This is a genomic window from Haliea sp., assembly GCF_040222615.1.
In the GTDB taxonomy this organism is placed as follows: Bacteria; Pseudomonadota; Gammaproteobacteria; order Pseudomonadales; family Halieaceae; genus Haliea.
Genome location: NZ_JAVKCQ010000121.1, coordinates 1 through 14,127, shown reverse-complemented (window position 1 = coordinate 14,127; position 14,127 = coordinate 1). Strand labels below are relative to the sequence as shown.

At 64.8% G+C, this 14,127-nt stretch carries 14 protein-coding genes; 6 read left to right on the top strand and 8 right to left on the bottom strand.

Annotated elements, in window-relative coordinates:
• Positions 1-80: 80 nt before the first annotated feature.
• Genes ccmD through ttcA form a run of 5 tightly spaced genes read right to left on the bottom strand, consistent with a single transcriptional unit; the run spans position 81 to position 3,267 of the window.
• A complete protein-coding gene (gene ccmD, locus RJQ10_RS09885; RefSeq protein WP_350146099.1) occupies positions 81-248 on the bottom strand; it encodes a heme exporter protein CcmD in 168 nt (55 codons plus the stop codon).
• 32 nt (positions 249-280) lie between these two features.
• Positions 281-1,027, bottom strand: coding sequence for a heme ABC transporter permease (locus RJQ10_RS09880; protein ID WP_350146097.1), 747 nt, complete (start codon positions 1,025-1,027; stop codon positions 281-283).
• 57 nt (positions 1,028-1,084) lie between these two features.
• Positions 1,085-1,771 (bottom strand): heme exporter protein CcmB, encoded by a 687-nt coding sequence (ccmB, locus tag RJQ10_RS09875; RefSeq protein ID WP_350146095.1) that lies wholly within the window; start codon positions 1,769-1,771, stop codon positions 1,085-1,087.
• Positions 1,768-2,388, bottom strand: coding sequence for a cytochrome c biogenesis heme-transporting ATPase CcmA (gene ccmA, locus RJQ10_RS09870; protein WP_350146093.1), 621 nt, complete (start codon positions 2,386-2,388; stop codon positions 1,768-1,770). Before ccmA ends, ccmB begins: the two co-directional genes overlap by 4 nt.
• Complete coding sequence (ttcA, locus tag RJQ10_RS09865; RefSeq protein ID WP_502880227.1) at positions 2,389-3,267, bottom strand: tRNA 2-thiocytidine(32) synthetase TtcA; 879 nt, start codon at positions 3,265-3,267, stop codon at positions 2,389-2,391.
• A 92-nt stretch (positions 3,268-3,359) separates the two neighbouring features.
• Between ttcA and RJQ10_RS09860 the strand changes: the two genes are divergently transcribed.
• Both RJQ10_RS09860 and RJQ10_RS09855 read left to right on the top strand, forming a co-directional pair.
• A complete protein-coding gene (locus tag RJQ10_RS09860) occupies positions 3,360-4,340 on the top strand; it encodes a malate dehydrogenase (protein WP_350146089.1) in 981 nt (326 codons plus the stop codon).
• 12 nt (positions 4,341-4,352) lie between these two features.
• Positions 4,353-4,967: a TetR/AcrR family transcriptional regulator gene (locus tag RJQ10_RS09855; RefSeq protein ID WP_350146087.1), complete on the top strand. Its 615-nt coding sequence runs from the start codon at positions 4,353-4,355 to the stop codon at positions 4,965-4,967.
• A gap of 35 nt (positions 4,968-5,002) precedes the next feature.
• Here the strand turns inward: RJQ10_RS09855 and RJQ10_RS09850 are convergent, their stop codons facing one another.
• The gene (locus RJQ10_RS09850) at positions 5,003-7,477 is read right to left on the bottom strand and encodes an ABC transporter permease (protein WP_350146085.1); all 2,475 of its coding nucleotides are present in this window, start codon (positions 7,475-7,477) and stop codon (positions 5,003-5,005) included.
• A 9-nt stretch (positions 7,478-7,486) separates the two neighbouring features.
• On the bottom strand, positions 7,487-8,152 hold the full coding sequence (locus tag RJQ10_RS09845; protein WP_350146083.1) for an ABC transporter ATP-binding protein: 666 nt from the start codon (positions 8,150-8,152) through the stop codon (positions 7,487-7,489).
• On the opposite strand from RJQ10_RS09845, the gene RJQ10_RS09840 reads away from it, so the two are divergent.
• From RJQ10_RS09840 to dbpA, 4 genes are all read left to right on the top strand, one after another.
• Positions 8,151-8,783 (top strand): arylesterase, encoded by a 633-nt coding sequence (locus tag RJQ10_RS09840; protein WP_350146081.1) that lies wholly within the window; start codon positions 8,151-8,153, stop codon positions 8,781-8,783. The two genes, RJQ10_RS09845 and RJQ10_RS09840, sit on opposite strands and share 2 nt — an antisense overlap.
• Entirely contained in the window at positions 8,780-10,078 is a 1,299-nt protein-coding gene (gene bioA, locus RJQ10_RS09835; RefSeq protein WP_350146079.1) for an adenosylmethionine--8-amino-7-oxononanoate transaminase, read from the top strand. Before RJQ10_RS09840 ends, bioA begins: the two co-directional genes overlap by 4 nt.
• 156 nt (positions 10,079-10,234) lie before the next feature.
• Positions 10,235-12,376 carry a YgiQ family radical SAM protein gene (locus tag RJQ10_RS09830; protein ID WP_350146077.1) on the top strand — a complete coding sequence of 714 codons (2,142 nt, stop codon included), beginning with the start codon at positions 10,235-10,237 and terminating at the stop codon, positions 12,374-12,376.
• Between the two features lie 42 nt (positions 12,377-12,418).
• A complete protein-coding gene (gene dbpA / locus RJQ10_RS09825) occupies positions 12,419-13,798 on the top strand; it encodes an ATP-dependent RNA helicase DbpA (RefSeq protein ID WP_350146075.1) in 1,380 nt (459 codons plus the stop codon).
• A gap of 139 nt (positions 13,799-13,937) precedes the next feature.
• Here the strand turns inward: dbpA and RJQ10_RS09820 are convergent.
• On the bottom strand, positions 13,938-14,127 hold a 190-nt coding region (locus RJQ10_RS09820), incomplete at its 5' end, for a hypothetical protein (RefSeq protein ID WP_350146073.1).

The following is a 14,127-nucleotide window of genomic DNA, read 5'->3' as shown; positions in this document are numbered from 1 at the left end:
CTTTTCCAGTGCCGCCATCGGTCTGGAAAAGAACACGAGGAACAGGACGAGATACAGGCGCTGTTTGCGTACGGGGTGCATCAAACCTCCTTGGCGGCGCCGGGGGCATTGCCACCGCTGCGCCTGATTTGCCCTTCCAGTTGACGCAGGAACCGCTTTTCCCTGCGTTTCGGTGCGTACAGGATCAAAACAATAGCCCCAAGTGTAATCAGGTACGCGGACCAGACAAAGGCGCCGTGACCTTCCATCTGCAGGGCTGCGGCCACGGACTCAAAATACATCAGTCGGACTCCCCTGACCCTGCCAGTCGCCTCACCCAGGCGGTACGCTGCTCACGCTGCAGGATTTCCGCGCGCATGTTCAACAGCAGCGCACAGGTGAACAGCGCGTAGAAGGCCACAATCATCAGCAACAGCGGGTAGAGCATGCTCGGGTCGATGGTCGTGCCCCCGGTAAACTTGATCGAGGCCGGCTGGTGCAGGCTGTACCACCAGTCTACCGACTTGTAGATGATGGGAATGTTCACTGTCCCCACCAGGCTCAGCACCGCGCAGGCCTTGGCCGCCAGCTCCTTGTTCTCGTAGGCTTCGTACAGGGCGACGACCCCGAGATAAAGGAAGAACAGGATCAACATGGATGTTATCCGGGCATCCCACACCCACCAGGTACCCCAGGTGGGCTTGCCCCAGATGCTGCCGGTCACCAGGGCGATGAAGGTCAGGGCAGCGCCAATCGGCGCGCAGGCCCGCATCGCGACATCGGCCATTTTCATCCGCCAGATCAGGCTGACGGCACCCGCGATCGCCATCACATAGTAACCCGCCAGGGCGACCACTGCGGCTGGCACATGGATATAGATGATGCGATAGCTGTTGCCCTGGCGGAAGTCGGGCGGGGTAAACAGGACCCCCCACACAGAGCCGGCAAGCAGGGCGATAACGGTAATGGGTAACAGCCAACGCAGGATGGACCCGGACAGGCGATACAGCCAGGGAGGGGAGCCAAACTTATGGAAGAGAGACCACATAGGCGCGCAATTATACAAGGACCCGGGCCCCGAACAATGTGAATCGACGTAAATCGCTCAGGAGTCGACGCTGATGCGCAGCCCGGCGGCAATGGCGAAGGGAGCCAGGGCCACCGCCATGCACAACATCGCACCCAGCAGCGCCAGGTAAGGCGCGGCTGGAGCGCCCGCGATGGCTGCCTGCACCGACCCACTGCCGAAGATCAGCACCGGCATGTAGAACGGCAGGATCAGCAATGAGATCAGCATGCCGCCGCGCCTGAGGCCCACGGTCAGGGCGGCACCTATGCCGCCGACCAGGCTCAGCACCGCGGTGCCCAGCAGCAGACTGCCCGCCAGCGCCGGAATCGCGCCGACCTCCAGCCCCAGCATGAGCGCAAACAGGGGCGACAGCAGCCCGAGCAGAAAGCCGGTCAGCAGCCACTGCGCCAGCACATAGGCCAGCACCGAAAAGTACAGCGGCTGGGGCGCCAGCAGCAGCTGTTCCAGGCTGCCATCCTCGAAGTCGCTGCGGAACACGCCCTCGGAGGTGAGCAGATTCGACAACAGTGCCACGATCCAGAGGATACCCGGGGCAAAGGCCGCCAGAGTATCCGGCGCTGGCCCCAGCCCCAGCGGAAACAGGGCGATCACCATGGCAAAGAACAGCAGCGGGTTGCCAATCTCCACCGGGCGACGCAGACCGAGCACCAGCTGGCGGCGCAGTAGACGGGCACAGAATGCGGCACTGCTGGCGACCCTCACTGCAACAGCCCCGTGGCGAGATCAAGGCGGAGCAGCGGGTATGGCACCGCCACGAGCTGGTGGGAAGTCAACAATACCGAGCCACCGCCAGCCAGGTGCAGAGCCAGGCGCGCTTCCAGCTCGGCAACGCCGCTGCGGTCTATGGCGGTAAAAGGTTCGTCGAGCAGCCACAGCGGAGCCCGGGACAGATACAGCCGGGCCAGGTTGACCCGCCGGTGCTGGCCGGCGGAGAGCGCGTGACTCGGTACATCCTCATAGCCATACAACCCCACCGCCGCCAGCGCCTGGTCGATTTCATCGGCGCTGAACCCCGCTTCGCCGGCGATATGCCAGGCCAGATTTTCCCGCGGCGTCAGCAAGCCCTTGACCGCGCTGTGATGCCCGAGGAACAGTTGCGGTGCGTGACGGCTGACAGCGCCGCTGAAACCGTAGCGGGAGAGCCCGGCGAGAATCCGCAGCAGGCTGGTCTTGCCGGCGCCGTTGGCGCCCTCGATCTGCACCAGTTCGCCCGGCCCCACCCGCAGGTCAATGCCACTGAACAATTGGCGGCCGCCGCGCTCGAGGCCCAGGTTCTCCGCTTCCAGCAGCAGCCCGGCCGGGGTCGCCTGGACCCCCACCTAGAGATTGACTACGCGAATGGCGGGCAAGTGCAGGTCGCGGTCAACCTCCGCGCGCAGTTTGCCGAAGTCGAACAGCGCGGTATCCGCAAGCTGCGAGGGTGCGACATTGCAGATACTGCGGAAAATGGTTTCCGTGCGCCCGGGATACTGGCGCTCCCAGTCTTTCAGCATCTGCTTGATCTGTACCCGCTGCAGGTTTTCCTGGGATCCGCAGAGGTTGCAGGGAATGATGGGGAATGCCTTGTAGTCGGCGTAGGCCACCAGATCCTTCTCCTTGCAATAGGCCATGGGCCTGATGACCACATTGCGGCCGTCGTCGGAGAGCAGCTTGGGCGGCATGGCCTTCAGACTGCCGCCAAAAAACATGTTCAGGAACAGGGTCTCGACGATATCGTCGCGGTGGTGACCCAGGGCGATGCGGGTGGCGCCGATATCCTGGGCGAAGCCATACAGGCTGCCACGGCGCAGGCGCGAGCACAGGCCACAGGTGGTTTTGCCCTCGGGAATGACCTCGCGCACAATGCTGTAGGTATCCTTCTCCAGGATGTAGTAGGGAATCTCCAGCTGCTCCAGGTAGGCCGGCAGCACATCCTCGGGAAAACCCGGCTGCTTCTGGTCCAGGTTCACCGCCACCAGTTCGAAGTCGATCGGCGCGCTGACCCGCAGGGCCATCAACACGTCGAGCATGGCATAGGAATCCTTGCCCCCGGACAGGCACACCATCACCCGGTCACCTGCTTCGATCATGTTGTAGTCGGCGATGGCATTGCCCACGTTGCGCCGCAAGCGCTTCTGCAACTTGTTGAATTCCAGCCGTTCTTTCCGGGAAAGTTCGCGCACGCCCTGCCTGCTTCGGATACCTGTGTGGCCGCGCATTTTACAGGCTGCGGGTTGTTTTTTCACCCGTTTCACTCGACAATGTCGCCCCCGAAACACCAGACCATCCGACCTTTGAGGAACCTTACCCGATGAAAGCACCTGTTCGAGTGACCGTCACCGGAGCCGCCGGCCAGATTGGCTACGCGCTGTTGTTCCGTATTGCCGCCGGCAACATGCTGGGCGAAGACCAGCCCGTAATCCTGCAGCTGCTGGACATCACCCCCGCCATGGAAGCCCTCAACGGCGTCAAGATGGAGCTGGACGACTGCGCTTTCCCGCTGCTGGCCGACATTATCTGCACCGATGACCCGAACGTTGCCTTCAAGGACGCCAACTACGCCCTGCTGGTCGGCGCCCGCCCCCGCGGCCCGGGCATGGAGCGCAAGGACCTGCTGGAAGCCAACGCCGCCATCTTCTCGGTACAGGGCAAGGCCATCGATGCCCACGCCAGCCGCAACATCAAGGTGCTGGTAGTCGGCAACCCCGCGAACACCAATGCCCTGATCACCCAGCGCAACGCGCCGGACATCAACCCGCGCAATTTCACCGCCATGACGCGCCTGGATCACAATCGAGCCATGTCCCAGATTGCCCAGAAGACCGGCAAGACTGTCAATGACGTCACCAACATGACCATCTGGGGCAACCACTCCGCCACCCAGTACCCGGACCTGTTCAACGCTGAAGTCAGCGGCAAGCGTGCCATCTCGCTGGTTGACCAGAGCTGGTACGAGAACGATTTCATTCCCACCGTCCAGCAGCGCGGAGCGGCCATCATCAAGGCCCGCGGCGCATCCTCCGCCGCTTCCGCCGCGAATGCGGCCATCGACCATATGCACTCCTGGGCGCTGGGGACCGAGGGCGATGACTGGGTCTCCATGGGCGTCTATTCCGACGGCTCCTACGGCATTGCCGAAGGCCTGATCTATTCCTTTCCCTGCCGCTGCAAGAACGGTGAATGGGAGATCGTCCAGGACGTCGAGGTCGGCGACTTCAGCCGCCAGAAGATGAAGGCCACCGAACAGGAGCTGGCCGAGGAGCGGGACGCCGTCCAGCACCTGCTGCCCTAGGCGCGGAGCGGCGTGCGGCACGAGGCCCGGCAAAAGAGCTACCACCACGGCAACCTGCGGGCAGAGTTGCTGGACACTGCCGTGGAGCAGCTGGAAACCCTGGGCGTTGAGGCGCTGAGCCTGCGGGCCCTGGCCCGCGGTATCGGGGTGTCGCAAACCGCACCCTACCGCCACTTCAGCGACAAGAATGACCTGCTGGCGGCGATGGCCACCATTGGCTACCGCCGCCTCCTGGCCAGCCTGCGCGAGGCGGCCGACACTACCGGGGACTGTCCGCGCGAGCAGCTAAAGGCACTGGCCCATGCCTACGTGGCGTATGCCGGCCGCTACCCGCAGATGTTCAAGCAGATGTTCGGCCCCTCCGTGCATCCGGACTCCCAACCGGAACTGCGCGACGCCAGCCGCGACACTTTCCAGCAGGTACAGTCCATTCTTCGCCGCGGTATCGAACAGGGTATTTTCCGGCAGCAGGACCTGGCCTATCTCACCAACGCTGCCTGGGCGGGTATCCACGGCCTGGCCACCCTGCTGGTCGATGCCCCGGAGCTGTTCCAACGCCACATCGACCTTCCCCGCCAGGTCGAGCTCGGTGTGGAGACCTTCATTGCCGGCATCAGCAGCCACTGACCAGCAACTGGTGTTGCCGGCCGGCGCTGCCGGACTTACAGCTCGCGGAGCACGGCCAGTGGCGGGCTGGATACCACCTTGCGACAGCTGAACACGCCCAGACCCGCAATCAGTACGGTACCTACCGCAATACCCAGCGGCCAGACCCAGGGTGATGGCGTGTACTGCATGCCCATCACCTGAGCCTGCAGGATATAGACCGACAGCTCCGCCGCGACAGTGGCCAGCACTCCGGCAAACAGCCCCATGGCCGCGAACTCGATCAGCAGGCCACCCAGAACCAGCCGCCGGCGCGCACCCAGCGCACGGAGGATGGAGCTCTCGTGCATGCGGGCGTCGACGCTGGCCTGTACTCCGGCCACCAGAACCAGCGCACCGGCCGCCATGATGACCACCAGCACCAGCTCTACCGCCGCCGAAACCTGGCTGATGATGCCCCTGACCTGGGCCACCACCACGTCCATCTCGATGACTGTCACCGTCGGAAAGCTGCGAATAAACCGGTTCAGGAACGGCTTTTCCTCAGGCTCCAGGAAAAAGCTGGTCATGAAAGTCGCCGGGTAAGGCGCCAGCAGGCGCGGCGGGAACACCAGCCAGAAGTTGGGATTGAAGGACTGCCAGTCCAGCTCGCGAATACTGGTCACCGTCGCCTCGAACGGCTCTGAACCGACCTGGAAGCCAATACGGTCACCGAGAACAACGCCAAAGCGCTCGGCGAAATCGCGCTCCAGCGACACTTCCGCGGCATCGCTCTGAGGTGCCCACCATACTCCCTGCACCAGGCTGTTGCCCGCTGGCAGCTCATCGGACCAGGTGAAATTGGCCTCGCGCTGGCGACGCCCCTCCTCCTCCGCCTCGCTACGTCGCGGCAGGTCCTCACCGTTCACGGTGAGAATCCGGCCGCGGATCATCGGCGACAGAGCGGCACCGGGAACCTCCTGCGCGCGCAGCATCTGTTCCACACCCTGCACGTCCTCGGGGTCGATATTGAGCGCAAAGTGGTTCGGGGTATTCTCCGGCAACTGGGTCTGCCAGGCATCGATCAGGGAGGTCCGCACCAGCAGCAGCACCAGCAGCAGCATGATCGCCATGGCGAAAATGACCACCTGCAGGGCATTGGCGGTGCCGCGGCGCTGCAGGCCGGCGAATGCCAGGCGCCAGATGCTGCCCGCGCTCATGCCCACCAGCCGACCGCCGCGCAGCAGGGTCCGGGCCAGCACCAGGCCCAGAACCACCGTGGCCGCGAGACCCGCCAGCACCGCCGCAGTCAGTTTCCAGTCGCCACTGTACCACCACATCAGGCCACTGACCGCCGCCAGGCCAATCGCGTAGTCGACCAGGGTCTGGCGCTGCTCCAGCGGCATATCCCGGCGCAGGACCCGCAGCGGGCTGGCCAGGCTCAGGCGCCGCAGTGGCGGCCAGGCAAAACACAGCAGGCAGACCAGGGACGTGGCCGCGCCGATGGCATAGGGCCGGAACCCGGCGGGGCCGGGCTGCACTGGCAGCTGGTCGCCGAACAGCGTGAAGAAACTTTGCTGCAGACCCCAGCCCAGGCCACAGCCTAGCAGGGTGGCACCAAGGCCGAGCAGGAACAGGCTGCTGGCGTAGAGACGGGTGATGTCGGAAGAGGTCGCGCCCAGGCTCTTCATGATCGCTACGTAATCGTTGTGACGCTCACTGAAGCGCCGCGCCGCCAGCGCAATCGCCACGCCGGCGAGCACGACGCCCAGGCTCCCGGCGAGCAGCAGAAAGCTTTCCGCCCGGCCCAGAGCGTTACCCAGACCAGGCTGGCCCTCCCGCACATCCAGCAGCCTCTGCCCCGCCATCAACTGCGGCCGCAGCCAGGCCACAAAACTGTCCAACAGGCCAACGCTGTCACCGGCATACAGCTGGCGGTACTCCACCCGGCTGCCGGGCTGCACTACCGCAGTGGCGGCAATGTCGTCGTAGTGCATCAAAACCCTGGGACCAAGGCCGAGGAAAGACCCGCCCTGGTCCGGTTCGGTGCGGGCAGCGGCCACTATCGTGAATTCCGCCTCGCCCACCGCTATGCGGTCACCAATGTCGACGTCCAGCAGCGGGAACAGGCGCGAGTCCAGCCAGACGGTGCCCGGCTGCGGACCGCTGCCCGCTGCCAGCACCGGGCCAAACGCCTCCTCGCTGTAGCGCAGTTCCCCGCGCAGTGGATAGCCAGCACTGACCGCCTTGACCGACGCCAGAACCATATCCGCGTCGCCCGCATACACCATGGAGGGAAAGGTCAGAGTCTGTGCTGACAGCAGCCCCAGTTCCCCGGCCTCGGCGAGCCATTCGGCAGGCATTTCGCTGCCGCTGCGCACCACCCGGTCCGCCGCCAGAAAGCGATGGCTCTCCTGTTCCAGGGCAGTCTGCAGGCGTGTGGTGAAGGCGCTGATCCCGGACACCACGGCCACCGCCAGTACCAGGGCCGCAACCAGCACGCCCAGCTCGCCACCGCGCCAGTCCCGCGCCAACATGCGGGTCGCCGTCATGGACACGGGCTAATCCGCCTCGACCAGGGCGCCGGCGTCGAGCCGGAACCGGTGCTGGCAGCGTGCCGCCAGGGCGTGATCGTGGGTCACCAGCACCAGGGTGGTGCCCTGCTCCCGGTTGAGTTCGAACAGCAGGTCGATAATGTGCTCTCCGGTAGCCGTGTCCAGATTGCCGGTAGGCTCATCGGCAAAAAGGATGGCCGGGCTGTTGGCGAAGGCGCGGGCGATCGCCACCCGCTGCTGCTCGCCGCCGGACATCTGCCTGGGATAGTGGTGCAGGCGCGGTCCCAGCCCGACCCGCTCCAGGAAGTGCCCGGCCTGCTTGCGGGCATCGCCCTGCCCCTGCAGCTCAAGGGGCAACATCACGTTTTCCAGCGCAGTCAATGCCGGCAACAGCTGGAAGGATTGGAACACAAATCCCACCTCCCTGCCCCGGAACAGGGCGCGCTGGTCTTCGTCCAGTGCGCTGATATCGGTGTCGTTGATCACCACCCTGCCCCCGCTGGACTCGTCCAGACCGGCCAGCAGGCCCAGCAGTGTGGATTTACCCGAGCCCGAGGCGCCAATGATGGCGACCGACTCTCCCGACTTGATTTCAAGCGTGATCCCTTTCAGTATCTCCAGCTCGCCCCCGGCCATGGGGACCCGTTTCTGGAGATTTTCGGCCTTGATCATGCAGCGATTCCTTTTCGCACTGTTACGCAACGCTTTCGCGATCGGATTGTGCTGCCTGCTGGCGCTGCCGGCGGCAGCGGGACAAACACGGACGCTGCTGGTACTCGGGGATAGTATCAGTGCGGCCTACGGTATGTCTCTGGATCAGGGCTGGGTCGCCCTGCTCGAGGCCCGGCTGCGGGACAGTCATCCCCACTACCAGGTGGTCAACGCCAGTATCAGCGGCGAGACCACCGGCGGCGGGCTGCGCCGCCTGCCTGCCCTGCTGCAGCGCCATCAGCCATCCATAGTACTGCTGGAGCTCGGCGGTAACGACGGTCTGCGCGGGTACCCCCCGGCGAGTATCCGTGACAACCTCACCGGCATGACCCGTATGGCCCAGGCTAGCGGCGCGACTGTTCTGCTGCTGGCCATGGAAATACCCCCCAATTACGGCGCCCGCTACACCGAGGCCTTTCGCAACAGCTTCAGCCAGGTGGCCGAGGAGACCGGTGCCAGGACCCTGCCCTTCATCCTCGACGGCGTCGCTACCGACGCCAGCCTGATGCAGGAGGACGGCATCCATCCCACCGCGGAAGCCCAGCCCCTGCTGCTGCAACGACTGCTGCCCAGCCTGCTGGACGTCCTGTGAACAGGGCGCGCCCCGATTGGGCCCAGCTGCAGGCGGGCGACGCTGCCAGCATCTGGCATCCCTATGCATCGGCGACGGACACGCCGGAAGTCTACCCCGTCGCCAGCGCCAGCGGCGTGCGCCTGACCCTGGCGGACGGCCGCGAATTGATCGACGGCATGGCCTCCTGGTGGTGCGCCATCCACGGCTACAACCACCCGGTGCTGAACCGGGCCGTGCGGAAACAGCTGGACGATATGTCCCACGTGATGTTTGGCGGTCTCACCCACGCACCCGCAGTGCGCCTGGCACAGCTGCTGACCGACATCACTCCGCCGGGGCTGGAGAGGGTATTCTTCAGTGACTCGGGCTCCGTCGCCGTGGAAGTGGCCATGAAGATGGCCATCCAGTACTGGTATTCCGTGGGCCAGCCGCGCAAGCAGAAACTGCTAGCCCTGCGCAGTGGTTACCACGGAGACACCTTTGGCGCGATGTCCCTGTGCGACCCGGTGACCGGCATGCACCACCTGTTCGGCGAGGCGCTGTCCCGGCAGTATTTTGCGCCCGCGCCAGAGGTCCCCTTTGGCCAGCCCTGCGACGAGCAGGCCCTGGCGGCGATGGAAGAGCTACTGGCCAGCCACCACCAGGATCTCGCCGCGGTTATCGTCGAACCCATTGTCCAGGGCGCTGGCGGTATGCGCTTTTACTCGGCGGACTACCTGGTCCAGCTGCGCGGGCTCTGCGACGCCTTCGATGTGTTGTTGATTTTCGACGAAATCGCCACCGGCTTCGGTCGCACCGGCAAGCTGTTTGCGCTGGAACACGCCGGCGTGGAGCCCGATATTCTCTGCCTGGGCAAGGCCCTGACCGGCGGCTACATGACCCTGGCCGCGACCCTCTGCAATCGCCGGGTCAGCCATGGCATCAGCGACGGAGAGGCCGGTGCCTTCATGCACGGCCCAACTTTCATGGGCAACCCGCTGGCCTGCGCCACCGCCGTGGCCAGTATCGAACTGCTGCTCTCCCAGCCCTGGCAGCGCTGCGTACAGCGCATCAACCAGGGCCTGGAAACCGGTCTGGCGCCTGCCCGGGAGCTGCCGGGGGTCGCCGATGTACGCACCCTGGGCGCGATCGGGGTAATTGAGCTGCACGAACCCGTGGACATGCAACAGATCCAGCCCCTGTTTGTGCAGCGCGGCGTCTGGATTCGCCCCTTCGGCAGGCTGGTATACTGCATGCCCCCCTTCATCATGCAGGACGAGGATCTGGCAACCCTGACCGCGGCCATGGTGGCCACGGTCGCCGAAGTCAGCTGAGCCACAGCTCCGGCAGGTACCGGCGCGGGGCGCGAACTGCCTGCGGGCCTGCAGGGCCGCCGCATGGATAGTGGACTATGTACGGCATCAGTCCCGGCGGCGGCGGCCACAATCGCGTATAATATCGCCCACATTCAAAACCCCGCAGCCGTTGCAATGTCCGCCACAACCCAGCCCATGCCCGTTTTCTCCTACCGCAAGTACTGGGCCGAATGCTTTGGCCCGGCTCCCGAGCTGCCGATGTCGCGGGCGGAAATGGACGCCCTGGGCTGGGACAGCTGCGACATCATCATCGTCACCGGCGATGCCTACGTCGACCACCCCAGCTTCGGCATGGCGGTGGTGGGCCGCACCCTGGAGGCCCAGGGCTTCCGCGTCGGCATTATCGCCCAGCCCGACTGGACCAGCGCCGATGCCTTCAAGGTACTGGGCAAGCCCAACCTGTTTTTCGGCGTCGCTGCCGGCAACATGGACTCCATGATCAACCGCTACACCGCGGACAAAAAGCGCCGCAACGACGATGCCTACACCCCCGGCAATGTCGGCGGCAAGCGCCCGGACCGGGCGGTGATCGTCTACAGCCAGCGGGTCCGGGAAGCCTACAAGGATGTGCCGCTGATCATCGGCAGCATCGAGGCCAGCCTGCGTCGCATCGCCCACTACGACTACTGGAGCGACAAGGTGCGCCGCTCCATTCTGCTGGATGCCCGCGCCGACCTGCTGTTATACGGCAACGCCGAACGCGCCCTGGTTGATGTCGCCCACCGCCTCGCCGCCGGGGAACCGGTCAAGCAGATCCGCGACCTGCGCGGTACCGCCTATGTCTGCAAGCGGCTGCCCGAGAACTACAGGGTCATCGACTCCAGCCACCTGGACCTGATCGGCCCGGTAGAAGCCCCGATCAACCCCTACATCGACACCCGCACCGAGGCCTGCGCCAGCAGCAGTGAGGAGGGTGCCGCTGTGGCAGAGGTGGCCGCGGTGCGCCTGCTGGACCGGCCCGCGGACGATGGCCCGGCGGTCATCCGCCTGCCCGCCTACGAGCAGGTACGGGAGGATGCGGCCCTGTACGCCCATGCCTCGCGGATCCTGCACAAGGAGACCAATCCGCACAATGCCAGGCCGCTGGTACAGGCCCACGGTGACCGGGATGTGTGGCTGAATCCGCCGCCGATACCGCTGGAAACCGACGAGCTGGACATGGTGTTCGAGCTGCCCTACACCCGCCTGCCCCACTCCAGCTACGGCGATGCCCGCATCCCCGCCTATGAGATGATCCGCCACTCGGTCAACATCATGCGAGGCTGCTTCGGTGGCTGCACCTTCTGTTCCATTACCGAGCACGAAGGTCGCATCATCCAGAATCGATCCGAGGACTCCATCATCCGCGAGGTCGAGCGGATCCGTGATACCTCCCCGGCCTTCACCGGGGTGATCTCGGACCTCGGCGGCCCCACCGCCAACATGTGGCGGGTAGCCTGCAAGAGCAAGACCATCGAGGCGGCATGCCGCAAGCTGAGCTGCGTATACCCCGGGATATGCAAGAATTTGAATACCGACCAGACCCCGCTGATTGGACTCTACCGCCGGGCCCGGGCGGTGAGCGGGGTCAAGAAGGTGCTGATCGCCTCCGGCCTGCGCTACGACCTGGCGGTGGAAACCCCCGCATATGTGGAGGAACTGGTCAAGCACCACGTCGGCGGCTACCTGAAGATCGCCCCGGAACACACCGAGGACGGCCCGCTGTCGAAGATGATGAAGCCGGGCATGGGCAGCTATGACCGCTTCAAGGCCATGTTCGAGAAATACTCAAGGGAAGCCGGCAAACAGCAGTACCTGATCCCCTATTTCATCGCCGCCCATCCCGGCACCCGGGACGAGGACATGATGAATTTGGCCCTCTGGCTCAAGCGCAACAAGTTCCGCGCAGACCAGGTACAGACCTTCTACCCCTCGCCCATGGCCACCGCCACCGCCATGTACCACAGCGGCAAGAACCCGCTCAAACGCGTGACCCGCGACAGCGAGACCATGCCCACCGTGCACAAGCTGTCCCAACGCCGCCTGCACAAGGCCTTCCTGCGCTACCACGACCCGGACAACTGGCCGGAATTGCGCACCGCGCTGAAGAAGATGGGCCGCGCGGACCTGATCGGCAACGGCAAGATGCACCTGATACCGCCGCGGCAGCCCGCCAAGCGCCACGCCACCGTGCCGGCGGGCACCGGCAGCTTTGCCACCCAGCACAACGGTTTGCCACGCAATCCCGGCCGGCGCAAATCCCGGGCGCGCCGCTAGCACTTTCCTGCAGTTGACAGGGCGCACAGCCCGGAGCACAGCGTGACTACAGCCTTCAGCACTCTTGGCCTCAATGCCGACCTGCTGGCCAATCTGGCCACGCTGGACTACCACAGCATGACGCCGATACAGGCCCGCAGCCTGCCGCCCATCCTGGCCGGACGCGATGTGATCGGCCAGGGCAAGACCGGTTCCGGCAAGACCGCCGCCTTCGGCCTTGGGCTGCTGCAGAAACTGGAGGTCAAGCGCTTTGTGGTCCAGGCCCTGGTGCTCTGCCCCACCCGCGAACTGGCGGACCAGGTGGCGAAGGAGATTCGCCGTCTCGGGCGCGGAATCCACAATATCAAGGTGCTGACCCTGTGCGGTGGCATGCCCTTCGGACCCCAGATTGGCTCGCTGGAGCACGGTGCCCATATTGTCGTCGGCACGCCGGGGCGCATAGAGGAACACCTGAACAAGGGCAGCCTGACACTGGAGAGGGTCACCACCCTGGTGCTGGACGAGGCAGACCGCATGCTCGACATGGGTTTCCAGCCCTCCCTGGACGCCATCCTCGAGTACCTGCCGCGAGAGCGCCAGACCCTGCTGTTCAGCGCCACTTTCCCGCCCGGCATCGATGCCATGGCGCAGCGGGTGATGCAGGCTCCGGAGCAGATACAGGTGGAGTCCACCCACGACAGCAGTACCATTGCCCAGGTGTTTCACCAGGTGGAGGACAGCGAACGTACCACCGCCCTGCGCCTGTTGCTACTGCAGCAGCGGCCGGATTCCGCAGTCGTATTCTGCAACACCAAAATCGAATGCGCGGAGGTCGCGAGGGAACTGGCCCGCCACGGCTTCAGCGTCCAGGCCCTGCACGGGGACCTGGAACAGCGCGACCGCGACCGCACCCTGGTGCAGTTCGCCAACAAGAGTATTTCGGTGCTGGTCGCCACCGACGTCGCCGCCCGCGGCCTGGACATCGACGCCCTGGACGCGGTCATCAATTACCACATCCCGCGCGACCTGGAAGTCTACGTACACCGTATCGGCCGCACCGGCCGCGCCGGCAGCAGCGGCCTGGCCTGCACCCTGTTCAGCGACAATGAGCGCCACAAGCTGGCGAAACTGGAAGCCCTGCTGGAACAGCCCATCGCAGCCGCACCACTGCCCCCACAGAGCTTGCTGAAGACCCCCGGTTACAAGCCGCCAATGGTGAGCCTCGAGATCGGGGCCGGCAAGAAACAGAAGCTGCGGCCCGGGGACATTCTCGGCGCGCTCACCGGCGACAACGGCATCGACGGCAAGCAGGTCGGCAAGATCACCCTGTACGACAACTGGTCCTGCGTTGCGGTAAGGCGCAGCGAGGTGGACACGGCGCTGGCAAAGCTGGGGCGGGGCAAGATGAAAGGGCGCAGCTTCCGGGTCCGGGTGCTGGGCTAGGAAATTGCCGGGGCGGGAACCACGCCTGCAGGAAGGCCAATATGTGTCATCTGAACACCCGAAGTCCTTGACCCCGCGCCAGGCTACAGGGTTACAATCGCAATCGATTATCATTATCAGAACTGGAATCGGACATTCGTCAATGCAGACCCACAGGACAAACTGTTCCCCGCGGCCAAACTTCCTGACCCTCAATGCTGCGATACTCCTGTTCGCGATAGCTTGCCTGCTTGCCGGCATTGCGAGGGCCGAGAACGGCACTGGTAATGTCGATGTGCAACAGCTGGCACAGATGGCAGAGTATATCGCTGTCGATTACGTGGAGGCGG